Genomic DNA, 24,747 nt, shown 5'->3' on the forward strand with positions numbered 1-24,747 from the left:
TATATAGGCAAGATTTTACGATCCTCTGCATACTTTTTTGTTTGCAGGGGATTTTTTTATGTGTACCTTTGTATCCGCAAAAACGGATTCACAGGAGAAAGAATGATAGATCAAGTTACCATAGACCGAATATTGGACGCGGCACAAATTATGGATGTCGTTTCAGATTTTGTCACCCTGCGCAAACGTGGTGTCAATTACGTCGGTTTGTGTCCGTTCCATAGTGATAAAACCCCTTCTTTTTATGTCTCTCCCGCCAAGGGATTATGCAAATGTTTTGCTTGTGGAAAAGGTGGAAACGCAGTGCATTTCATTATGGAGCACGAGCAGATGTCATATCCGGAAGCGCTGAAGTACCTTGCCAAGAAATACAATATTGAAATCAAGGAGCGGGAATTAAGCGATGAAGAGAAGTTTGTGCAAAGCGAACGTGAAAGTCTGTTTATCGTCAATAACTTTGCGCGCGATTATTTCCAAAACATACTAAAAAATCATATAGACGGGCGTAGCATCGGTATGGCTTATTTCCGCAACCGTGGATTTCGCGATGACATTATTGAGAAATTCCAACTAGGTTACTGTACTGAAAGTCACGATGCATTCGCCAAAGAGGCAATCCAAAAAGGATATAAGAAGGAGTATCTGGTAAAAACCGGACTTTGCTATGAAACGGATGACCACCGATTGCGGGATCGTTTTTGGGGACGTGTGATTTTCCCTGTCCATACGCTTTCCGGTAAAGTGGTGGCTTTTGGCGGACGTGTACTTGCCAGTGCAACGAAAGGGGTTAAAGTTAAATATGTCAATTCGCCCGAATCGGAAATCTATCATAAAAGTAACGAGTTATACGGTATATATTTTGCCAAACAGGCTATTGTAAAACAAGACCGTTGTTTTTTGGTTGAAGGTTACACGGATGTAATCTCCATGCATCAATCCGGTATAGAGAATGTGGTTGCTTCTTCGGGAACCGCCCTTACACCGGGACAAATCCGTATGATTCACCGGTTCACCAACAATATGACTGTGCTTTACGACGGTGACGCAGCGGGTATCAAGGCCTCTATCCGGGGAATTGACATGTTATTGGAGGAAGGTATGAATATCAAAGTCTGTCTTCTTCCCGATGGGGACGACCCGGACTCTTTTGCCCGCAAACATAACTCAACGGAATTCCAGGCTTTCATCTCTGAACATGAAACGGACTTTATCCGCTTCAAAACAAACTTGCTGCTGGAGGATGCAGGAAAAGATCCCATCAAGCGTGCGGAACTGATTGGTAACTTGGTGCAAAGTATTTCTGTTATCCCGGAAGCGATTGTCAGAGATGTCTATATCAAAGAATGTGCACAGCTACTTCATGTAGAAGATAAGCTGTTGGTATCGGAAGTTGCCAAAAGACGGGAAACTCAAGCAGAGAAACGAGCTGAACAAACGGAACGGGAACGCCGGATGGCTGAAAGAACAGCTACAATGTCTCAAGGGATACCGCCTGAAAATGCTCCGATGCCCAACGGAGATATTCCGTTGCCCCCTGAAATAGATAACGGATATACAGAGGTTCCTCCCGCTCTGCAGGAAGACAACTATGCATCTTTTATCCCCCAGGAAGGAAAGGAAGGACAAGAATTCTACAAATTCGAACGGCTGATATTACAAGCGGTAGTTCGTTATGGAGAAAAAATCATGTGTAACCTGACTGATGAAGAAGGAAACGAGATTCCGGTAACCGTTATAGAATATGTGATTAATGATTTGAAAGAAGATGAGTTAGCTTTTCATAATCCGTTGCACCGCCAAATGTTATCGGAAGCTGCTGCACACATGCATGATTCCAATTTCATTGCTGAACGTTATTTTCTGGCACATCCTGATCCGGTAATCAGTAAATTGAGTGTGGATTTGATTAATGTGCGGTATCAGCTTAGTAAATACCACTCCAAATCCCAAAAGATTGTAACAGATGAAGAGCGTCTCTATGAAATGGTTCCGATGTTAATGATTAACTTCAAATATGCAATTGTAACAGAGGAATTGAAGCACATGCTTTATGCCCTGCAAGATCCTGCTCTCGCCCATGATAATGAAAAATGTGACTCGCTTATGAAACGCTTTAATGAGTTGAAGACCGTACAAAGCATCATGGCAAAACGATTGGGTGACAGGGTTGTTCTGCGATGATTCCCCATCAGTGCCGAGAGATGTCTTCATCGGTGCCCCCCCCCTCTTCATCGGTACCGAAGTCTGCCTTCCCCGATACCGAAACCAAATAACGTCTCTTACCAGGTTTTCTCTACAAAGTCCCGTGTTGAATCAGATTCATAAACTCTTCACGAGTTTTTGCCTGATTGAAAGCCCCGGTAAAATCCGAAGTAGTAGTAATAGAGTTTTGTTTTTCTACACCACGCATCTGCATACACATGTGTTTGGCTTCCACTACCACCATTACACCCAATGGATTCAGTGTTTCCTGAATACACTCTTTGATTTGCAGTGTCATGCGTTCCTGCACTTGCAGGCGATGAGAGAATATATCGACTACACGGGCTATCTTGCTCAACCCGGTGATATAGCCGTTAGGAATATAAGCCACGTGTGCCTTCCCGTAGAACGGCAACATGTGATGTTCGCAAAGGGAGAAGAAATCGATATCTTTCACAATCACCATCTGACTGTATTCTTCCTGGAATTTAGCAGAGCGAAGCACTTCATGAGGATCCATGTGATACCCTTTCGTCAAGCTTAACATTGCTTTAGCCACCCGTTCCGGAGTTTTCAGCAACCCTTCCCGTTCGGCATCTTCACCCAACAAAGTTATAATACTACGATAATGACTCTTCAACTCCTCCAGATTCGGAGAAACAATTTCTTCTTTTTCTAACATGATACGATTATAAAGGAATATTGATCTGGTCTCTTACAATAGAAACCTCTTTGAACACACCGGTAGACTTCAACCGACGCATCATTGCGTCCGCCTCTTCAATGCTCCGGAAATCACCTACACGACAAAGCCAACGAGGTGGATTGAACGAAGTATATACTGTCAATTCAGGGAAATACTCTTTAACGCGTGATGCTACATGATAAGCATCATTCTTAGCCTGACGAGTATTATTACCGGCATACGCCTGTATTCTGAATCCGGAAGTCTTTATTACTTTCTGTTCACCTGTTGCAGGACGTTCCATCCCTATCAGAGCCTCAATACGGGGATCTTGATGAATAGTCACCTTTCCTTGTCCCGGAACGTTACGTTCCAGACTTTTGACAATGCCCTGTGCCTGTACACCGACAACTGCCAATACCAACAACAAAGTAAGTAAAGCTAGTTTTCTCATTCTATAAATAATATTTAGGCACGGATTACGCGGGTTACACAGTTTTCGAAATCTCTTGGACTAAACTATACCGTGTAATCCGTGAAATCCGTGCCTGAAAGAAGTTTTAATTATGCGTTAAAAGCATCAATGATACCTTTGAAATCAGATACTTTCAGAGCAGCACCACCAATCAAACCACCATCAACGTCCGGGTTAGCGAACAATTCTTTAGCGTTAGAAGGTTTGCAGCTACCACCGTAAAGGATAGAAGTATTGTCTGCGATTTCTTTGCCATACTTGTCAGCTACGATAGAACGGATGAAAGCATGGATTTCCTGTGCTTGTTCAGGAGAAGCAGTTTTACCTGTACCGATAGCCCAAACCGGTTCGTAAGCCAATACAATCTTAGAGAAGTCTTCAGCCGACAGAGAGAATACAGATTCCATTTGTGCAGCTACTACTTCGTTTTGCTTGTTAGCTTCGCGTTCTTCCAACACTTCACCGATACAGAAAATCGGAGTCAGACCGTTAGCCAAAGCCAATTTTACTTTTTCTTCAAGGATAGCAACTGTTTCACCGTAGTATGCACGACGTTCAGAGTGTCCCAGAATTACATATTTTGCACCAGTAGAAGCAACCATTTCAGCAGAAACTTCACCTGTATAAGCACCTGATGCTTTGTCTGCACAGTTTTCAGCACCTACACCAATCTTAGCAGCGTCTACCAACGGAGTAACAGAAGCCAGGTGGATGAACGGAGTACAGATGATTACATCACAGTTAGGCTTTTCGTTAGCCAATGCTTCGTTCAGTTCTTTAGCCAAAGCGATACCCTCTTGAAGGGTTTTGTTCATTTTCCAGTTTCCTGCAACAATGTTCTTTCTCATTTTGTTTTTTATTTTAAAGGGTTAATAAATTTACGATTGGACGATTGACGATTGAACGATTCAGGTTAGTGTTCGTTACAGAGGGTCGCTCGTTATCATTTTTTCTTATTCTTGTTCTTCTATTCCTTGATTCTTTGTTTCCGGTTCTTTGCTTTTTATCTCTTCTTCTTGTTGCTTCCGCTTCGCGGTTTTCCGTTCCCGGCGGCGAACGACCAACACATCCACCCCAAGCACTAACAACAACGGAATAACAAACCACAGAAAAACATATCCTACCGTATGAGCGTCACTGCTCACTTTCTGCTTTCCTAGCGGCAGATTCTCCAGTTTGTCCGTCAGTACGTATTCATCCGGTATATCCTCATCGCTCCATTTATTCAGAATGGTTCCGTTCTTAATCAACATCAATCCCGGGTTAGAGCGAACCATCGTCTTCAATGTTATATCATCCATTTGGCAGAAAGGATATTCGGCTCCTGTCTTGTCCTTCCACAATTCTATCTGTTCCTCCGGTGAAGAAGTGAGGCAATAGAATTTGTAGCCATGCTCCACCGAATAGTCATATATCTCATTAATCAAATCAATGTTACTATCATCCGCCTCTTCAATGCGATGGGCAACCAATAGGAAAGTATATCCTATATCCGTCAATACATCGTCTGTTATATCTTCCCCCGTATTCAGATCTATCATAGAGAAATCGTGAATAGCCGGTTCATATCCTTTTTCCTTAAGGATGGTACGCGTATCGACAAATGTCCAGGTACTATCCGGATAGTTATCCAACGTAAATTCTTTCTGCTCTCCGTTCTTCTCCAGGATAAAAATGCTTTCATATACGCTTGGTTTGGCTCCTTCGGGCATTGTCATTCCTTCCAGGATATTCTTTCCGATCTTGTAAGGACGAAAGTCTAAAACAGGCAAACGGTCCAGACAATAGAACGATAAAGTAAACACAAAAAACAGCGTATAAAGAGAAACCAGCCACTCCATCTTCACACTGATAAAACGAATCAGCATCCTCCTGTGACGGAAAGCCATTATTGCCGCAAATAGCAGAATGATATTCTTTCCAAATGTTTCCCAATTTGTCAACACCCAGGCATCACCAAAACAACCGCAGTCCGAAACCGGATCAAAGATGGCAAGATACAAGGTCAGTGGCGTCATGAAAATCATCAGCATCAAAGCCAATGAGGTAGCCAATGTTCTTCTTGTTGCAAAGAACAAAGAGATACCTATAAAAAACTCAACGGCAGATAAAACGATACCTCCCAATAAAGGGAAGAATGAAGGGAACCAGGAAGCCATTCCGAATGCAGTCAGATAATCCTGTATCTTATACTGGAAACCCAGCGGATCAACTGCCTTTACAAATCCGGAAAAGATGAACGATGCCGCCAAAAGAAAGCGACACATATTCGCCACTACCTCCTGAATGATATGTAAGTTCTTATCCTTCAAATTCTATCTTAATCAGTCCGAAAACAGAGTAATTAATCATATCCATATAATTGGCATCAATTCCTTCTGACACCAATGTATTACCGGCCAAGCTCTCAATCTGCTTGGTACGGTAGATTTTCATCAGAATCAAGTCTGTGTAAGAGCTGACACGCATGCTCCGCCAGGCTTCATCATAATCATGATTCTTGGCAAGCATCAGTTCTAATGCCTCTTTTGCATACTTATCGTACAAAGCCATCGCTTCTTCATTGCTGATGTCGGCAGACTCGGCATACCCCAGTTCCAACTGGATAAGTCCGATGATGCCATAATTGACAATCGCAATAAACTCGGCACGGATTCCCTCGTCAATCAGGGTTACTCCTTTGGTTTCAATACTACGAATCCGATTGGCTTTAATAAAAATCTGGTCAGTCACCGAAGCCGGACGCAGGATACGCCATGCAGGCCCGTAATCGTGCAGCTTCTTGGAAAATAAGTCACGGCACAAAGCGATGACATGTTCAAATTGTTGCTTGGTATCTTTCATCTTCTTCCAAATAGTGCGCAAAGGTAACAATAATTAAGTAAAAACAGAAAGAGGGCACTCTAAATTATATTAAAGTGCCCTCTTCTAAAGATATTGTATTACTGTTTTATAAGCTATATTTTTTATGAACAACGCAAAACCTGTCCGATACGCAAAGTAGTGGTCGGTTTGATACGGTTCAGTTTGCAAAGTGTACTGACTGATACGCCACGCAATTTAGCAATGCGGGACAATGTATCGCCACTCTTCACCTTGTGATAACGGATGGTACCGTCAGCCACTTGAGTATCATGAGAACCAGCACGCTTCACGCCTTTTGCTTTGCGGAACGTATAAGTATCGGCAACGATATCTTGTTTCGGGAAGTCGAACATATAAATCGGATTAATTGCAATCCCCAGGAAGCGGGTTTCGAAATGAAGATGCGAACCAGTAGAGCGTCCGGTGTTACCACCCAAACCGATTACTTCTCCGGCTTTCACTAATTGGTTTTCTTCAACCAATTGTTTTGATAAATGACCATACACTGTTTCCAATCCATTATCATGACGGATAACGACATATTTTCCATATCCTCTACGCTCATATTTTACGATACGTACTTTACCGTCAAAAGCAGCTACGATAGTATCACCTATATTCACTTTCAAGTCCAACCCATTATGCATTCTTCTCCAACGAGGACCGAAAGGCGAAGTAATTTTTGTACTTGGAGTTGGCATATGGAAACCTGTCAGGTCGATTGTATACGTATCAGGGATAATAGCATTTCCGTAAGCATGTACATACTGGTTGTTCCAGTTTGGATAAAGACTTAGGGCGGGATATTCGGACTGTTCGGCACGGATTTGCTTCTGCAAGGCCAAAGAGTCTACTGATTTTAATTTCTTGTCTATCGGTGCTTGGCGGGCAATCAGGTCTTGTGAGAAAGAGCTCAGACTGACCATAGCCGCAACAGCGACCAATCCTGTTTTAATAATGCTAAAATTCATTCCTTCTTTGTCAATTCAATTAATATTCGTCGTTTGCATACAGGTAATCAAATGTAGCCTGCTTGTAATCGAATATTTCTTCCGGTTTAAAAAATCTCGTTAATTCAATAGCTGCAGTCTCCGGAGAATCGGATGTATGAACGATATTCTCTTGAAAGCTCATACTATAATCCCCGCGAATGGTGCCTGGGGCAGCTAAACGTCCATTAGTCGGTCCCGCCAACGTACGGACTGTTTGAATAGCATCCACACCTTCGAAACAACAAACAATGACAGGAGTTGTCATCATCGAATCTTTCACACGCTGAAAGAAAGGTTTGCCGCTAAGGTGGGCATAATGTTCGCTTAACAATTCATCAGTCAGTTGCATCATCTTCATGCCGGCCAACCGTAATCCTTTACGTTCAAAGAGATGAGTAATCTCACCAACCAATCCCCGTTGAAGGGTACATGGTTTTAAAATGACCAGCGTTTTTTCAAGCATAATACTCGACTTTGCAAATGGTTAAACAATACATTTACTAAAAAAATTCCCCCAAAGGTAGTATTTTCCTATGAAAAGGCAAGAGAGTTATTAACTATTTTTCAGATGCTTAGTACAAAAAGAGGGAACAATTGAGCCGTTAAACTCCTATAAATAGGGAGGATAGGGACAAAATATGTTTTGCAACACATTTACGCAAATAAACTGCATGTTTAACCGTTTTTCAACTTATGGCAGCCCAGTTAACATTCGTTTTCCGCAAGGCTTTAAGTTGCCGCCACAAGATTTCATTCTCGGGATTCTGTGCCGCAGGGTCTTGTTCCACAATACTTTCAGCTATGGCACGAACGTATTGCAACAGTTGCCCGTCGCGTACAATATCCGCAATCTTCAAATCGAAAGCGATGCCGCTTTGCTGCGTACCTTCAAGATCACCGGGGCCACGCAATTTCAAATCGGCCTCGGCTATTTCGAAACCATCATTAGTGCGTACCATGATTTCCAATCGTTTCCGGGTGTCCTCCGTCAACTTATAATTCGTCACCAGAATACAATAAGACTGTTCCGCCCCACGTCCTACCCGACCACGCAACTGATGTAACTGCGAAAGCCCGAAACGTTCTGCATTTTCAATAATCATCACCGAAGCATTCGGAACGTTCACTCCGACTTCAATAACGGTAGTAGCCACCATGATCTGCGCTTTGCCCGAAACAAAAAGCTGCATTTGCTCATCCTTCTCGGCTGGTTTCATTTTGCCATGCACTTTACAAACCGTACATTTCGGAAACTCTTCCAGAATATGTTGATATCCTTCTTCAAGATTCTTCAAATCAATCTTTTCGCTTTCTTTAATCAGCGGATAAACAATATAGACCTGGCGTCCTTCTTCAATTTGTTTGCGCACCGAACGGTACATACTTTCCCGGCGGTTATCAAATTGGTGGATGGTAGTAATCGGTTTTCTTCCGGGTGGAAGCTCGTCGATAATAGATACGTCCAAATCACCATACAATGTCATTGCCAAAGTGCGTGGGATCGGGGTAGCAGTCATCACGAGCACATGCGGAGGTTGAACATTCTTACTCCAAAGACGGGCGCGTTGTGCCACGCCAAAGCGATGCTGTTCGTCGATAACAACGAAGCCTAAAGAAGAGAAATTGACAGTATCTTCAATAACGGCATGCGTTCCTATTAATATATTCACATCTCCGGTCAGCAATCCGGTCAGAATCGCTTCCCGCCTTTTGCCTTTAATAGAGCCTGTCAGCAGTTCGACACGGATATCCATGCCAAAGAGCAGTTCTTTGATCGTTTCATAATGCTGGTTCGCCAAGATTTCGGTGGGCGCCATCATGCAAGCCTGATAACCGTTATCCAACGCCAACAACATACTCATCAAGGCAACCAGTGTTTTCCCGCTTCCTACATCTCCCTGCAAGAGGCGATTCATCTGCCTGCCACTGCCGACATCGTTCCGTATTTCCTTCAATACCCGCTTCTGTGCACCTGTCAGTTGAAAAGGAAGATTCTTTGTATAAAATGTATTGAACACCTCTCCCACTTTCTCAAAGATATATCCACGATATCTTTTTTGTCTGTCTTTGGCATAGCGGAGGATATTCAGTTGAACATAAAACAGCTCTTCGAACTTAAGGCGATATTGCGCCCTGCGAAGCACATCGGGATTGGTCGGAAAGTGGATATTCCGGAGAGCTTCCGTCAAAGGCATCAGATGATATTCCGCCAGCAATTTGGAAGAAAGTGTTTCAGGCAGAGGCTCCTGTATTTGTTGAATCACCGTTGCCATCATCTTCTCAATCGCGTGAGAGTTGAGGAAACTGCGCTTCATCTTCTCCGTCGTATTATAATAAGGTTGCAATCCCACCGAAGAAAGTTTCAAATCTTCCGGCTTGTCTACATCGGGATGCGCCACATTGATACGTCCGTTGAAAACAGTCGGTTTACCGAAGATGATATATTCTTCGTGCAACTTATACTTGCCTAAGATATACTTAATGCCTTGAAACCACACCAAATCCACGACTCCCGTACCATCCGAAAAGTGCGCCGTCAAACGACGTTGACGTCCTTCGCCAATGGTTTCGAAACCGAGAATTTCTCCTTTCAACTGGATATACGGCATATTGCCATCTATTTCGTGAATGTAATAGATGCGGCTCCGGTCAATATATTTATAAGGGAAATAATAAATTAAATCGTGCAAGGAGTAGATTTCCAACTCCTTATTTAATACAGCGGCTTTTTGAGGGCCTACACCGGAGATGAATTTTATGTCGCGTGTGGCTAAATCGAACATTTATAAAAGAGCACTCCCTACTTTTAAATCGAAAGGAGTCGTTATTTTTATATTTTCACGGTTACCTTCCGCCAGATACACAGGTATTCCCATTGCTTCAACAACGGAAGCGTCATCTGTAAAGAAGGAAGTAAATTCTTGTGCATAGGCTTGTTTCAACAACTCTACATCGAAAACCTGCGGTGTTTGCACCAGCTTGTAATCATTCCGGCTGACCGTTTCACTTCCGGCATCTGTCAGATGGCGAAGTGTCTCTACCACATCCACCACAGGAATCACTGCTTTCTGCACTTTTGCCAAGTCATAACAACGGCGAATCACCTCTACCGACACAAACGGACGTACTCCATCATGCACCCCTACCAGTCCCGGCTCCTGCACCAGTGCCAGACCGTTCTTTACAGAGTGAAAACGTGTTTCGCCTCCATCGGCAAGGGTATGTTCCACCGCAAAGCTGTGTTTTTGGCAAAGTTGCTTCCAAAAGTCCTGCTGTTCCCGTGGAAGCACTACTATGATTTGAAGTGTTTCGTCATATCTCCTGAATACTTCCAGGGTATGCATCAACACAGGTTTATCACCCATGGGAAGGAATTGTTTCGGGAGGTCACTTCCCATTCGCAAGCCCTTTCCACCGGCGACAATGATTACATATTTCTTCATGGACGGTTTAGCGTTTAACACACATCGCTTCTACCAGTTCGTCTACTTTTTCTTTACCTACCAACAGGTCAACGATTGTCAAAGCAAATTCCATGGCAGCACCCGGTCCCATACCGGTAATGATGTTTCCATCACGTACGACAGGTTCATTTACACATTCTGCACCATCCAGATATTGTTCAAAACTCGGATAACAGGTAGCCTTCTTTCCTTTCAGCAGCCCCAGCTTACCCAACACCATCGGAGCAGCACAAATGGCCGCAATAGGTTTACCTTTTGCGGCAAAATCAAGAATCAATTTACGCAACCCTTCGTGCTTGTCAAGTGTGGCAGCTCCCGGCATTCCTCCCGGTAACAACAACAGTTCAGCATCGAAGAAATCGCAATTCTCGAAGTTGATATCGCAAAGGACGGATACGTCATGTGCTCCCACTACAATTTCATCCGGTGTAACGGATACGATTTCTACATTAAGTCCGGCACGTCTCAACGTGTCAATAGCAGTAAAGGCTTCAATTTCTTCAAAACCATCTGCAAAAAAAGCGTATACAGTTCCCATAATCCTTTATATATTTGGTTAATGATACTATCTCAAGTTAAAATAATAGGTGATTGTCCCTGTCTGGTTATTCACCCCATCTATCGTATTAAAACGGGCTTTCTTCGCTGCGTCCTCCGCTGCCTTACGCAAAGCGGAATTTACCGTATTCGTTTGAGGGCTAATACTGGTCGATATCACTTGCCCTGCAGGATTCACGGTGATATTCACCACTACACGTCCTTCTTCCTGCACATTATATACAGGCTTCGGCAAACTGCCCGTACCTAAAGAACGTCCGCCAAGGTCAAATGTTCCATAACCTCCGGTTCCGGTCTTCGCTCCGGTAGAAGAATTTCCCTCCTTGCTACCTTCGGTTCCCGTGCCACTAGCCGCTGTTCCTTTATTTCCTGTCATTTGCGCTCCCTTTCCAAACGCACCGGACACCCTCTTTCTGGCAGCTTCTTCGGCAGCCTTACGTTCACGTTCCGCTTTTTCTTCTGCCAGCCGTTTCGCTTCCGCAGCTTTTTCGGCTTCCGTTTTTTCGGGCTTCTTCACCGGTTCTTTCGGCTTGACCACCTCTTTAGGTTTCACCGTTTCTTTTTTCGGTTCTTCCGTCTTAGGTTTCAGGGTTACTGTTTCCTCTTCAGTCTGCGTCAATAAATCCTGTTCCGAAGGAAGTTCCGGTGCTGTTTCCGCGGGTGCTGCCGCATCTTCATCCATGATATCCACGTCTACCAGAGAGGGATCATCGAAGCCACTCGCTGCGTCTACATTTCCCATCATTACAGGCACTCCGCCTGCATCTTCATCCGGTTGAGGGACAGTAAAGCTCACCAGAATCAAAAGAGCAATCACTGCCACATGCACCAACAGTGCACCCAGCGCTCCTATGTATTCACCCTTTTTTCTTCTGTCCATTGTTTCTTATTTGTTTTCAGGCGGGCGTGTAGCCAGCACCATCTTAAAATGATTCTCGTTTGCAATGTTCAATACCCTTACGATCTCACGGTAAGGTACCGATTCATCCGCATACAATGCCACGTACATTTCCGGCTCCTTCTCTGCGCAACTCTGCAAGAATGAAGTCAGGTCGTTCAGCGCCACCGGCTGCTCTTTTTCATTGCCGAAAGCGGCATAGAAATTCAAGTCTTTATCGATAACCACTCTTGTCAGCGGTTTGGCCGAGGTCTGCTGCTTGCCTTGCGGCAACAAGACTTTGATAGCATTGGGCGACACCACCGTAGAGGTTATCATAAAGAATATCAGCAACAGGAAGATGACGTCCGTCATGGAAGCCATGCTGAAATTGGGCGATACTCTATTTCTTCTTTTTAATCCCACTTTGTTAGTGATTAAGGGTTAGTGATTAATAGGTTGGCATATCGATTCACTTTCCAGCCGGCTCGTTCAGCAAGTCCATGAACTCCATTGTACGAGATTCCATTTTATTTACCACACGGTCTACCAGCATCACCAGATAATTGTAGGCAAACATAGCAATGATACCGACAATCAGACCACCGACCGTTGTAATCATAGCTTCATAGATACCACCAGAAAGCAAAGTGATATCAATGTTTCCGCTTCCGGCATTCGCCATTTCGTAGAATGCACGTACCATACCGGTCACCGTACCGAGGAATCCGAGCATCGGAGCACCTCCGGAAATAGTTGCCATTACAGTCAATCCTTTTTCCAGCTTTGCCACTTCAATATTACCTACATTCTCAATAGCTACCTGTACATCGTTAATAGGACGTCCTAAACGGCTGATCCCTTTTTCTATCATACGTGCCGAAGGGGTGTTTATCGTACGGCAATAGTTAATAGCCGCTTTGATCTCACCGCTATGAATATAGTCTTTAATCCGCTCCATAAACATCGGGTCTTCTTTTCCTGCCTTGCGAATCATGTAGTTACGTTCAAACAGGATATAGAAACAGACAACCGACAATACACCCAGTACAATCATAATCCATCCACCCTTGATAGCCATATCAAGCATGTTCATTTCAGGAGCGTTCACCTCCGTCAATACGGGGTTGGCAGTAGCCAGCGAATCGGCCATATTCATAGCCCCTTGGGCTAACAAGATCATTGCATTCATGAGCGTAGACAGTTTTTATATTCCTGAATGGTACGTTCGAGTCCCAGATACAATGCATCGCTAATCAACGCATGTCCGATGGAGACTTCATCCACCCAAGGAATGTTTTTATAGAAATAATTTAAATTAACCAGACTCAAGTCGTGTCCGGCGTTCAATCCGATACCCAGTTTACGGGCAGTCTTCGCGGCTTCGATAAAAGGAGCGATGGCAGCTTCCGGATTCTTCGGATAGTTCGTTGCGTATGGTTCGGTATACAGTTCGACACGATCCGCTCCCGCTTTTGCCGCATATTCCACCATTTCGGGATCGGCTGCCACAAAAACGGAAGTACGAATACCGGCGCTGTTAAACTGATCGAGCACTTCAGTCAGGAATTCCAGATTTGCTTTGGTGTCCCAACCGGAATTAGAAGTAATCTGTGAAGGATCGTCGGGAACCAAAGTTACTTGATGAGGTTTGACTTTCAACACCAGATCAATAAATTCCGGAGCGGGATAACCTTCGATATTAAATTCCGTGCGCAACAAAGGGCGCAAATCATATACATCTGAACGACGAATGTGGCGTTCATCGGGACGAGGATGAACAGTGATACCGTCTGCACCAAAAGATTCACAATCAAGCGCTACCTTTACTACATCGGGAACATTTCCTCCGCGAGCATTCCTTAGCGTAGCAATCTTGTTTATGTTTACACTTAATTTAGTCATAGTTCTACGTTATATTTGCCGCAAAAATACAAATATTATTATTAGTTGCCTAATAATACGAAACGCATTATGGGTTCTTTTTTGGTTATTTAAAGTAGAAATCCAAGAAAAAATGCCAAATTTGCATCCTGAACTAATGATATTGCTTATGAAATTCGCCATTTTCGGAAATACTTATCAGGCTAAAAAGTCTTCTCATGCTGTCACCTTGTTTAAACTTTTAAAGAAACAGGGAGCAGAGATTGGTATGTGCAGGGAATTTTATCAATTCCTAGTTTCTGAAAATATGGATATTAAAGCAGATCAATTATTTGATGGTGATGATTTTACTGCCGATATGGTAATCAGCATCGGAGGCGACGGAACATTTCTGAAAGCTGCCCGCCGCGTAGGAAGAAAAGGGATTCCTATTTTGGGAATTAACACAGGACGTTTAGGATTTCTGGCAGATATTTCGCCGGAGGAAATGGAGGAAACATTTGATGAAATCCAAAACGGCAGATATAGTGTGGAGGAACGGAGTGTACTTCAGTTGATCTGCAACGACAAACATCTCCAAGATTCTCCTTATGCCCTCAATGAAATAGCTATTCTCAAACGAGACAGCTCCTCAATGATTAGTATCCGGACAGCTATTAATGGCGCGTATCTGAATACTTATCAAGCTGACGGGTTAGTAATTGCCACTCCAACAGGTTCCACAGCCTACTCTTTGAGTGTAGGAGGCCCGATCATCGTCCCTCATTCCAACACTATTGCCATCACTCCGGTGGCTCCACATAGTCTCAACGTCCGCCCTATCGTTATTCGGGATGACTGGGAGATTACATTAGATGTAGAAAGCAGAAGTCACAACTTCCTCGTCGCCATCGACGGGAGGAGCGAGACTTGCAAAGAAACGACTCAACTAACCATCCGTCGGGCAGATTACAGCATAAAGGTAGTGAAACGTTTTAATCACATTTTTTTCGATACACTCCGCAGCAAAATGATGTGGGGAGCTGACGGAAGACGGTAAGCAGTTCACATTATGCAACCGTTATTCCTCATCACCCGATTCAACTATACGGTACTTAAAAATAGAACTTCTAAAAAAAGGGACATTCAAGTTGTTGGGAATGCAACAAATTGGGCATAGATTCCAACTAAAGAGAAAAAGGGCCGGGATTTACTATCTTCAGAAATTAGATTAACATGATTTCCCCTTATATTTACTCAATAAGATTAAAATTATACTGATTGCATTTACAAATCATTCTTTTATAGACAACAGTCCTTCATTTTATCAATTTCTCCTTATCTTTATTCGCATACAAACTAGAGAGAAAAACTGCTTCCAATCATTCCCATATGAGTTCCTCACCGAGAAAAGAGTTGTCCCTCACCGAAGAACTTATCCTTCCTCGGTGAGGGACATCTCGTTGATTTTAATCCAACGAAGGCTTCTACGATTAAAAAGCCGCATATTGTATGCAAATTCATGCTACATTCACCCTATTTTCTGTATATTATTGCAATTATTTATGCAGTTCTTTCCCCAGTTCATCCATAAAAGAACAGCTGTTACCCGAAGAAATATTAAAAACAGACCATCGGGTTAGTTAATATAGAAGAAAATTAAAATATCGGTAGAGAAAAATAATACCCCGATATTAATTTAATGTAAACGACTGCGAACCAATCAGGTTCCCGCCTTCAAAAATATCTACCCGGTAATTTCCGGCATATAGAAACTCTTCTACATCCCAAAACACATTGATATTCTGTTCTTCTCCGTTATACTCAATATACTTCTTAATTGAATAAACCAATGTACGGTTTTCATAAGGGAAAGTATTGGATGCACTCTTGGTCAGTACATCATTATCGGGTTTGGTAATACGTATATAGATGGTACGTTCACCGTTTTCAGCAGTTATATTCTTCACGATTGTGAAACTGATAGCCAATTTCACCACATCTTTCACCTTCTTCGCCACTTTACCGCGTTTATTGCGTGGTTCGATACGAATATTAGTTGCATCGAGTTGTGCGGCTAACGTCACCTTCTTATCCAGATTTTTCTTTTCTTCGGAAAGGTTACTGATTTGTTGTGAAGCCTGATTATATTTTTGTGTTACTTCTGCAATGACCTGTTTCTGCTGTGCAGCCAGTTTATTTAGTGAATCAATCTGATTAATATAACCAACCATTACTTTACGTAAGGTAGCCAATTCTTTCTTTAAACGACGAATCTCTGTTGCATTCGAACTCTTCACAGTACGAAGTTCTTCTAATAGACGTTGGGTCTTTAACTGTTCCTGTTCTAACAATACTCCTAATGAGTCATTAGTAACCTTAAACTTCAATTCATCATATTCTTGCACAAAACGACTATATTCGTTTTCCAGATCTTCCTTATCCAATTGGAATTCCTGCACTAACTCCCGATTAGCTTTTTTTTCGGTAAACAATAAATAAGTAATACCAATAATAGCTATCACCAAGATAGCCACGGCCGCAATAAGAAGGCTTTTTTTACTCATAGTTTCAGTTGTGAATTGATAACGTGCGCAAAAGTAATCATTTCGCAACAGAAGTCAAGTATAAAAAGTGAGAGTTTTTGAAAAACTCCCGACTAATCTATGCAATTTTAATTTATTAACCAGTCAACCAGGCCGAACCGACAGACGCAAAGTACCCCGACTGATTCTCCTTTATGATCCTAAGCGGCCACTGACATTACCTGATCGAAGCATCCTTATTTGCGACTTTTACCTTGTTTACGTACTAGTTTTGAAGCAAATGGTACTTTAGCAAACAAGTATTGAAATTATTTTTTAATGAAGCGGTAGCCCGAGAAATAATATAGAATTCACCTAACGTACAAACGTATGTTATCTACCGTGTGAATGTCCGTTACCCACCGGGCGAGCATCAATAACCTACCAGACAAAAGGCGGTCATCTGCCGGACGAACAGTCCATGAGGGACACGAGAACAGAAACGACACCGACGAAGTGATCCAAACCGACAACGGCAGCAGCCAAAGCCATCTTCTCTGCCCAGTATTATTGCTATTGTTTATAACAGAAATAATACTTTTACTTACTCTTCTTTACTTTACTCTTCTCTACTCTACTGGTTTTCATTGGGTTTTTCCCCTTTACTGGCGGGTGTTTCAGCGCTTTGTAACACCCTCTCCGAACACCCTCGTTTTTGTATCGTTTTCGTTGTTTATTCTCCGCTTCTCTTCCACGCTTGCCAACGGCTTGTTCGACCACTTTTTTTTTATGATAGCTATCCATTCCGGAGAACTTAGACCTTTAACTAAAATTATTACGGAAAAATTTCTTTAATCAGGATTATCGTTGTAATTTTGTCGCGCTAAAAGATAAAACAAATTATCAACTTTTTAAATATATAGTATTATGTCAAAAGTAACCGTAGTAGGCGCAGGTAACGTAGGTGCTACATGTGCAAATGTACTTGCTTTTAATGAAGTAGCAGACGAAGTAGTAATGCTGGACGTTAAAGAAGGCGTTTCAGAAGGTAAAGCAATGGATATGATGCAGACAGCTCAATTGCTGGGTTTCGACACTACATTGGTAGGCTGCACTAACGACTATGCTCAGACTGCTAACTCTGACGTTGTTGTGATTACTTCAGGTATTCCTCGTAAACCGGGTATGACTCGTGAAGAACTGATCGGTGTAAACGCTGGTATCGTTAAATCGGTAGCAGAAAACCTGTTGAAATATTCTCCTAACGCTATCATCGTTGTTATCTCTAACCCGATGGATACAATGACTTATTTGGCATTGAAAGCTTTGGGCTTGCCGAAAAACCGTGTGATCGGTATGGGTGGCGCTTTGGATAGCTCTCGTTTCAAATATTTCTTGTCTCAAGCTATCGGTTGCAACGCTAACGAAGTAGAAGGTATGGTTATCGGTGGTCACGGTGATACTACTATGATTCCTTTGACTCGTTTCGCTACTTACAAAGGTATGCCTGTAGCAAATTTCATCTCTGCCGAAAAACTGGAAGAAGTAGCCGCTGCTACAATGGTAGGTGGTGCTACACTGACTAAATTGCTGGGTACTTCTGCATGGTATGCACCGGGTGCAGCAGGAGCATTCGTAGTTGAATCTATCCTTCATGACCAAAAGAAAATGGTTCCTTGTTCTGTATTATTGGAAGGTGAATATGGTGAATCAGATCTTTGCATCGGCGTTCCTGTAATCCTTGGCAAGAACGGTATCGAAAAGATCGTTGAACTGAACCTGAACGAAGACGAAAAAGCTAAGTTCGCAGCTAGCGCAAAAGCTGTTCACGGAACGAACGCTGCTTTGAAAGAAGTAGGTGCTCTGTAATTAATCCCCTTACTTTATATATCAAGAAAGGCTGTTCTTCACTACGAGGAACAGCCTTCTTTCTTTTCTACAGAATCCTACCCCACTATATTTTAAAAAAAGCTAATTCATTTTGCACTTTCAAGTAAAGCTCATACATTTGCATCGTTGTTTATGCAATTATTGTTTAAGTAAACAAGTTCAAAAAAACAGACTACTTCAATAAACAAATTACATAAGAACCGGGTTATTAAATATAGAAGTATCACCTTATTAATATGCAAGATGCGATGAAAAAAGTATTTCTTCTGACAATTCTGCTAAGTCTCACTTTCATAGGAAAAGCGCAGAACTTTCTAAGTCTGGATAGTTGCCGCGCATTAGCTCTTGCCAACAACAAAGATTTGTTGATAAGCAATGAGAAGATAAATGCTGCTCATTATCAACGGAAAGCTGCATTTACGAATTATCTTCCCAATTTCTCGGCAACCGGAGCTTACATGAGAAACCAGAAAGAGTTTTCATTATTAAACAACGACCAGAAAGCTGCGCTTTCAGGACTAGGAACTAATCTGGCAGGCCCTATCCAACAGGCTGCAACCGAGATTGCAACAGCACATCCTGAATTAAAACCACTTATTGCTTCCTTAAGCGGAAAACTAGGAGCGGCTCTGCCTGCTCTCGACCAAGCGGGAAACTCTTTAGTGGATGCGCTCCGCACAGACACCAGGAATGTCTATGCAGGTGCTCTTACATTGACACAGCCTTTATATATGGGTGGAAAAATCCGGGCGTACAACAAAATAACAAAGTATGCCGAAGAGTTGGCTCAAGAACAACACCACGGTGGCATGCAGGAAGTAATCATGAGTACAGACCAGGCTTATTGGCAAGTTATTTCGCTGGTTAATAAGAAGAAGTTGGCGGAAGGTTATTTAAAGCTCTTGCAACAGCTGGACGGTGATGTGGAAAAAATGATTAATGAAGGAGTAGCCACCAAAGCGGATGGCTTGTCTGTACGCGTCAAGGTGAATGAAGCAGAAATGACACTCACCAAAGTGGAAGATGGATTGAGCCTTGCCCGAATGTTGCTGTGCCAACTATGCGGTATTGATCTTAGCTCCCCCATCACGCTAGCAGATGAAAATATGGAAGATATTCCATTACTGACAACAGACCCTCATTTCGATTTATCTACCGCTTATGAGAATCGTCCGGAAATACGTAGTCTCGAATTAGCGACACAGATTTATAAACAGAAAGTAAACGTAACCCGTGCCGAACATCTTCCTTCTATCGCATTGATGGGGAATTATATGGTAACCAACCCTTCTGTCTTCAACAGCTTTGAAAACAAATTCAAAGGCATGTGGAATGTGGGAGTGATGGTACAGATACCTATATGGCACTGGGGAGAAGGTATTTATAAAACGAGAGCGGCAAAAGCCGAAGCCCGCATTGCACAATACCAGCTTCAGGACGCACGCGAAAAAATAGAGTTGCAAGTCAATCAAGCCGCTTTCAAGGTAAAAGAAGCAGGTAAGAAACTGGTTATGTCTTCCAAAAACATGGAAAAAGCGGAAGAGAATCTGCGCTATGCAACGCTTGGTTTTAAAGAGGGAGTGATTGCCACCAGTAATGTTCTTGAAGCACAAACGGCATGGCTGTCCGCTCATTCAGAAAAGATTGACGCACAAATAGATGTGAAGTTAACAGAAATCTATCTGAAGAAATCTCTGGGAACACTGAAATAAATAAAAAGCAGAAAAATAAAGTAAAGAACCCAATCAGAAACAACCCAATCCCTAACCAACTCACAATCCATAAAACATAAATCATAAATCATAATTCATAAATCATATGGCACCTATAAAATCACAAAACAGCAATATGCTGCTTGCATTCCTTACTCTACTGGGAGTTATTGCAATCGTTGCAGTCGTTGGCTTCTTCATGCTTCGCAAAGGTCCTGAAATCATACAGGGACAGGCTGAAGTTACCGAGTATCGCGTTTCGAGCAAAGTTCCGGGACGTATATTGGAATTTCGCGTGAAAGAAGGACAAAGTGTCAATGCCGGAGATACGCTGGCTATTTTGGAAGCTCCTGACGTAGTGGCAAAAATGGAACAGGCACGTGCTGCCGAAGCTGCCGCACAAGCACAAAACGCAAAAGCAATCAAAGGCGCACGTGAGGAACAAATCCAGGCGGCATACGAAATGTGGCAAAAAGCCCAAGCAGGCGTCACCATTGCCGAAAAATCATATCAACGTATAAAGAATCTCTATGAGCAGGGAGTAATGCCTGCACAGAAATTGGATGAAGTTACTGCGCAACGGGATGCAAGCATTGCTACAGAGAAAGCAGCCAAAGCGCAATATACTATGGCAAAGAACGGAGCAGAACGTGAAGATAAGATGGCCGCGGAAGCTTTGGTAAACCGAGCAAAAGGTGCTGTTGCCGAAGTAGAATCGTACATAAAGGAGACTTATCTCATAGCTCCGGCTGCCGGAGAAGTTTCAGAGATTTTCCCGAAGGTAGGCGAATTGGTAGGTACTGGTGCTCCCATCATGAATATCGCCGAGCTCAACGATATGTGGGTAACATTCAACGTACGCGAGGATCTGCTCAAAAATCTGACAATGGGTTCGGAATTCGAAGCAGTCATTCCTGCTCTGGATAACAAAAAGATCAAACTCAAAGTATATTATCTGAAAGACTTAGGGACTTATGCCGCTTGGAAAGCAACCAAAACAACCGGACAGTTCGACCTGAAAACATTCGAAGTGAAAGCTTCTCCGATAGAGAAAGTGGAAAACCTCCGTCCGGGTATGTCTGTCATCATTGACAAGTAATCATGAGAGAGAGAGAAAAGAAATATATAGCCCTGTGGCAGGTCATGCAAAGAGAGTGCCGGCGGTTGGTTTCACGCCCGCTCTACCTCTTCTGTATGGTCATTGCCCCACTGTTTTGCTATATATTCTTCACCACCTTAATGGATTCGGGACTTCCCAAGGATCTTCCTGCGGGAGTAGTAGATATGGATGATTCGTCTACTTCCCGTAATATTGTCCGCAACCTGGATGCTTTTTCACAGACAGGGGTTGTAGCTCATTACAGTAATGTGACAGATGCACGCATTGCCATGCAAGAAGGAAAAATCTACGGATTCTTCTACCTTCCCAAAGGTTTATCGGCAGAGGCACAGAGCCAACGACAACCGACAATCTCCTTCTACACCAATTACTCCTATCTGATCGCAGGTTCCCTATTGTTCAGAGATATGAAAATGATGGGAGAACTCACTTCGGGAGCTGCTGCAAGGACCATGTTGTACGCCAAAGGTGCAACAGAGGATCAAGCTATGGCATATCTGCAACCGATTGTTATCGATACACACCCACTGAATAATCCGTGGCTGAACTATTCGGTATACTTATGCAATACACTGATACCAGGAGTACTCATGCTATTAATATTTATGGTAACTGTCTATTCAATCGGTGTAGAAATCAAAGATCGTACGGCTCGCGAATGGTTACGAATGAGTAACAACTCCATTTATATTGCATTGGCCGGGAAGTTGCTTCCCCACACTGTAATCTTTTTCATCATGGGTATATTCTATAATGTATACCTGTATGGATTCCTGCATTTTCCTTGCAACAGCGGTATATTTCCGATGATATTTGCCACGCTCTGTCTTGTACTGGCATCCCAATGTTGTGGTATTGTTATGATAGGAACCCTGCCGACTCTACGACTCGGATTAAGTTTTGCTTCCCTGTGGGGAGTCATATCGTTCTCCATTTCCGGTTTTTCATTCCCGGTCATGGCTATGCATCCTGTTTTACAGGCTTTGAGCAATCTATTTCCTTTGCGTCACTATTTCCTTATTTACGTGGATCAGGCGCTCAACGGATATAGTATGGCTTACTCATGGACCAACTATATGGCACTATTAATATTTATGATGCTCCCCTTCTTCGTGGTTCACCGCCTGAAGGAAGCATTGGTTTACTATAAATATATACCCTAAATGAAAGATATAAAATTAAAAGATAAGATAGCTCAAGGCATCAATGACCTGTTTTATATCTGGAAACGGGAGTTTCAGACAACTTTCCGCGACCAGGGGGTACTGATATTCTTTATACTCGTCCCGTTAGGTTATCCGTTGCTATATAGTTTCATCTATGATAACGAAGTAGTGCGTGAAGTTCCTGCTGTTGTTGTAGATGATTCACATTCATCTCTTAGCCGCGAATATCTCCGCAAGGTAGATGCTACACCCGATATTCAAATCGTCTCCTACTGTGCCGATATGGAAGAAGCTAAACAAATGCTGAAAAACCGGCGTGCATACGGTATCATTTATATCCCTTCGGATTTTAGTGACAATATTGCCAAAGGAAAACAGACACAAGTGAGCATCTATTGCGACATGAGCGGATTGTTATACTATAAATCAATGCTTCTTGCCAACACTGCCGTTTCTCTGGATATGAACAGGGATATCAAAATTGCACGTAGCGGAAACACGACCGACCGTCAAGATGAAATCACCGCTTATCCGATCGAATATGAAGAGATTTCCATTTTCAACCCGACTGCCGGATTCGCCGCTTTCCTAATTCCTGCAGTATTGGTATTGATTATCCAACAAACATTATTACTCGGCATCGGTCTCGCTGCAGGTACAGCTCGTGAAAATAACAGGTTTAAGGATCTCGTGCCTATTAACCGCCATTACAACGGAACGCTGCGAATTGTATTAGGAAAAGGCTTGAGTTATTTCCTGGTTTATATATTGGTAGCTTTCTACGTACTTTATGTGGTACCAAGATTATTTAGCCTCAACCAAATTGGGCAACCCAGTTCATTAATATTATTCGTTGTCCCCTATCTTGCGGCTTGTATTTTCTTTGCGATGACAGCTTCTATTGCCATTCGCAACCGGGAAACGTGTATGCTGATTTTTGTATTCACGTCAGTCCCCTTGTTATTTATTTCCGGAATCTCTTGGCCGGGAGCAGCTATTCCCCCGTTTTGGAAGTATGTATCTTACATCTTCCCCTCTACCTTTGGAATTAACGGCTTTGTAAAAATCAATAATATGGGAGCTACTCTTAGTGAAGTAGCTTTTGAATATAAGGCTTTATGGTTGCAAGCCGGCATTTATTTCCTTACCACCTGTTGGGTATACCGCTGGCAAATACTAATGAGCCGCAAACATGCAATAGAGCGATACAAAGAATTAAAAGAGAAAGAAAACTTATCCAAGCAGCCTAGTAATTAATGAGCAAGAATTACAAGAGAGAGAGTTAACGGTGTATCCTTTCCATAAAGGGTATGCCGTTTTTCTTTTTTTCGAATAAAAACATAAAAAAAATCCCCCGTTCCAAGAGAGTATAGAACGAGGGATTTTAGAGATATTATAAAGAGAGTATAATAAGTTTAGAACTTGTAACCTACACCGATAGAGAAGTTCATGTTCTTCGGGTTACTTACATTATCTGATTTGAAATCAACCACATTAGTAAAGCCAAATTCGCCATCCAAACCTACAAAGAATTTACCAATTTCGTAAGCAACACCTACACCAATACCGCAATCAAATCTTTTGCCACCCAATTGATCATCACCGTCACCAAAGAAATCACCTTTTTCAGTCTCACCATCATATTCATATTTAGCCTTACCTGCAATCCCAAATGCAAAATAAGGACCAGCTTTCACTACTACATTTTGGTTATCAGCAACAGCGAATCTTGCAGCTGCTAGTACCGGAATTTCAAGATACATTGGATTATACTTTATTGATTCTCCATCTTTATCATACTTACCACCTTTTTGAGAAATCATCAAAGAAGGTTGAATTGACCACATATCAGAGAACTGATATTCCATGCCAACACCTACATTGAATCCAATCTTCATGTCAGTATCCATATCCCCAGTAAAATTACTCATATTCATACCTACTTTGGCATTCCAAGAAATCTGAGAATAAGAAACGATAGAAACAAGTGCAAATAGCACAAAAATCAAACCTTTTTTCATATCATTCATTTTTTAGTTGCCTTCCTCTTCCCTTTGGTCAGCATTGTTAGTTAATAGTTTTGTTTTAAGTGCGGGGAATTATTCGCAACCGGTTAAAGCATTGAAACGCACCTTCCATATTTAACGTATATTTTGTAACCGCAAATATATTTCATTTATTTTATATAAAAAAATCCTAGATACTATATTTATTACATAAATGTTATTAAAGTGTGACTATATAGATGAAAATTATGCTCATCCGGTCTTTTTTTATGCCTAAATATTTTCAGGATCATATCACAATTAAAATATTCTTGCAAGATTTATACATTTACAATTATTAACCGACT

At 42.3% G+C, this 24,747-nt stretch carries 23 protein-coding genes; 7 read left to right on the forward strand and 16 right to left on the reverse strand.

Annotated elements, in window-relative coordinates; all coding sequences use genetic code 11:
• The first annotated feature begins 102 nt into the window (after window positions 1–102).
• Window positions 103–2,181, forward strand: a complete 2,079-nt coding sequence (gene dnaG, locus KTR06_RS10435) for a DNA primase (RefSeq protein ID WP_217290331.1) — start codon at window positions 103–105, stop codon at window positions 2,179–2,181.
• A gap of 112 nt (window positions 2,182–2,293) precedes the next feature.
• On the opposite strand, the gene folE is transcribed toward dnaG, so the two are convergent.
• From folE to KTR06_RS10505, 14 genes are all read right to left on the reverse strand, one after another.
• The gene (gene folE / locus KTR06_RS10440; RefSeq protein WP_004324710.1) at window positions 2,294–2,884 is read right to left on the reverse strand and encodes a GTP cyclohydrolase I FolE; all 591 of its coding nucleotides are present in this window, start codon (window positions 2,882–2,884) and stop codon (window positions 2,294–2,296) included.
• A 7-nt stretch (window positions 2,885–2,891) separates the two neighbouring features.
• The gene (locus KTR06_RS10445) at window positions 2,892–3,341 is read right to left on the reverse strand and encodes an SPOR domain-containing protein (protein ID WP_004307848.1); all 450 of its coding nucleotides are present in this window, start codon (window positions 3,339–3,341) and stop codon (window positions 2,892–2,894) included.
• Window positions 3,342–3,451: 110 nt separating this feature from the next.
• Window positions 3,452–4,210 (reverse strand): triose-phosphate isomerase, encoded by a 759-nt coding sequence (gene tpiA, locus KTR06_RS10450; RefSeq protein WP_004307847.1) that lies wholly within the window; start codon window positions 4,208–4,210, stop codon window positions 3,452–3,454.
• Between the two features lie 105 nt (window positions 4,211–4,315).
• Entirely contained in the window at window positions 4,316–5,674 is a 1,359-nt protein-coding gene (locus KTR06_RS10455) for a BT_3928 family protein (RefSeq protein WP_117810290.1), read from the reverse strand.
• Entirely contained in the window at window positions 5,664–6,206 is a 543-nt protein-coding gene (locus tag KTR06_RS10460) for a DUF1599 domain-containing protein (RefSeq protein ID WP_004307845.1), read from the reverse strand. Before KTR06_RS10460 ends, KTR06_RS10455 begins: the two co-directional genes overlap by 11 nt.
• A gap of 122 nt (window positions 6,207–6,328) precedes the next feature.
• Window positions 6,329–7,198 carry a peptidoglycan DD-metalloendopeptidase family protein gene (locus tag KTR06_RS10465; RefSeq protein WP_004307844.1) on the reverse strand — a complete coding sequence of 290 codons (870 nt, stop codon included), beginning with the start codon at window positions 7,196–7,198 and terminating at the stop codon, window positions 6,329–6,331.
• Window positions 7,199–7,217: 19 nt separating this feature from the next.
• Window positions 7,218–7,682 carry a nucleoside-diphosphate kinase gene (gene ndk, locus KTR06_RS10470; protein ID WP_004307843.1) on the reverse strand — a complete coding sequence of 155 codons (465 nt, stop codon included), beginning with the start codon at window positions 7,680–7,682 and terminating at the stop codon, window positions 7,218–7,220.
• Between the two features lie 223 nt (window positions 7,683–7,905).
• A complete protein-coding gene (gene recG / locus KTR06_RS10475) occupies window positions 7,906–10,002 on the reverse strand; it encodes an ATP-dependent DNA helicase RecG (RefSeq protein ID WP_151927897.1) in 2,097 nt (698 codons plus the stop codon).
• On the reverse strand, window positions 10,003–10,662 hold the full coding sequence (locus KTR06_RS10480) for a 2-C-methyl-D-erythritol 4-phosphate cytidylyltransferase (RefSeq protein WP_151927896.1): 660 nt from the start codon (window positions 10,660–10,662) through the stop codon (window positions 10,003–10,005).
• A 7-nt stretch (window positions 10,663–10,669) separates the two neighbouring features.
• Entirely contained in the window at window positions 10,670–11,221 is a 552-nt protein-coding gene (locus tag KTR06_RS10485; RefSeq protein WP_008020485.1) for a DJ-1 family glyoxalase III, read from the reverse strand.
• Window positions 11,222–11,248: 27 nt separating this feature from the next.
• On the reverse strand, window positions 11,249–12,121 hold the full coding sequence (locus KTR06_RS10490) for a TonB family protein (protein WP_015532306.1): 873 nt from the start codon (window positions 12,119–12,121) through the stop codon (window positions 11,249–11,251).
• A 6-nt stretch (window positions 12,122–12,127) separates the two neighbouring features.
• Complete coding sequence (locus tag KTR06_RS10495; RefSeq protein ID WP_004305499.1) at window positions 12,128–12,544, reverse strand: biopolymer transporter ExbD; 417 nt, start codon at window positions 12,542–12,544, stop codon at window positions 12,128–12,130.
• Window positions 12,545–12,590: 46 nt separating this feature from the next.
• Entirely contained in the window at window positions 12,591–13,310 is a 720-nt protein-coding gene (locus KTR06_RS10500) for a MotA/TolQ/ExbB proton channel family protein (RefSeq protein WP_008020483.1), read from the reverse strand.
• A complete protein-coding gene (locus KTR06_RS10505; protein WP_004307837.1) occupies window positions 13,307–14,023 on the reverse strand; it encodes a pyridoxine 5'-phosphate synthase in 717 nt (238 codons plus the stop codon). Before KTR06_RS10505 ends, KTR06_RS10500 begins: the two co-directional genes overlap by 4 nt.
• Window positions 14,024–14,171: 148 nt before the next feature.
• Between KTR06_RS10505 and KTR06_RS10510 the strand changes: the two genes are divergently transcribed.
• Complete coding sequence (locus tag KTR06_RS10510; RefSeq protein WP_004307836.1) at window positions 14,172–15,041, forward strand: NAD kinase; 870 nt, start codon at window positions 14,172–14,174, stop codon at window positions 15,039–15,041.
• 634 nt (window positions 15,042–15,675) lie between these two features.
• Here the strand turns inward: KTR06_RS10510 and KTR06_RS10515 are convergent.
• Window positions 15,676–16,548 carry a hypothetical protein gene (locus tag KTR06_RS10515; RefSeq protein WP_004315464.1) on the reverse strand — a complete coding sequence of 291 codons (873 nt, stop codon included), beginning with the start codon at window positions 16,546–16,548 and terminating at the stop codon, window positions 15,676–15,678.
• A gap of 885 nt (window positions 16,549–17,433) precedes the next feature.
• Here KTR06_RS10515 and mdh point away from each other — a divergent pair.
• The 5 genes from mdh (at window position 17,434) to KTR06_RS10540 (ending at window position 23,651) form a co-directional block, all read left to right on the forward strand.
• Window positions 17,434–18,375, forward strand: coding sequence for a malate dehydrogenase (gene mdh, locus KTR06_RS10520; protein ID WP_004297234.1), 942 nt, complete (start codon window positions 17,434–17,436; stop codon window positions 18,373–18,375).
• 269 nt (window positions 18,376–18,644) lie between these two features.
• On the forward strand, window positions 18,645–20,108 hold the full coding sequence (locus tag KTR06_RS10525; RefSeq protein ID WP_008776704.1) for a TolC family protein: 1,464 nt from the start codon (window positions 18,645–18,647) through the stop codon (window positions 20,106–20,108).
• Between the two features lie 106 nt (window positions 20,109–20,214).
• Window positions 20,215–21,207, forward strand: a complete 993-nt coding sequence (locus KTR06_RS10530; RefSeq protein WP_008020477.1) for an HlyD family secretion protein — start codon at window positions 20,215–20,217, stop codon at window positions 21,205–21,207.
• A 2-nt stretch (window positions 21,208–21,209) separates the two neighbouring features.
• Window positions 21,210–22,391, forward strand: a complete 1,182-nt coding sequence (locus tag KTR06_RS10535; RefSeq protein ID WP_032811697.1) for an ABC transporter permease — start codon at window positions 21,210–21,212, stop codon at window positions 22,389–22,391.
• Window positions 22,392–23,651, forward strand: coding sequence for an ABC transporter permease (locus tag KTR06_RS10540; protein ID WP_141408858.1), 1,260 nt, complete (start codon window positions 22,392–22,394; stop codon window positions 23,649–23,651).
• Window positions 23,652–23,809: 158 nt separating this feature from the next.
• Here KTR06_RS10540 and KTR06_RS10545 read toward each other — a convergent pair whose 3' ends face one another.
• On the reverse strand, window positions 23,810–24,415 hold the full coding sequence (locus tag KTR06_RS10545; protein WP_217290332.1) for a porin family protein: 606 nt from the start codon (window positions 24,413–24,415) through the stop codon (window positions 23,810–23,812).
• Window positions 24,416–24,747: the final 332 nt, after the last annotated feature.

It is taken from the genome of Bacteroides sp. MSK.20.12 (assembly GCF_019052435.1).
Lineage (GTDB): Bacteria > Bacteroidota > Bacteroidia > Bacteroidales > Bacteroidaceae > Bacteroides > Bacteroides xylanisolvens.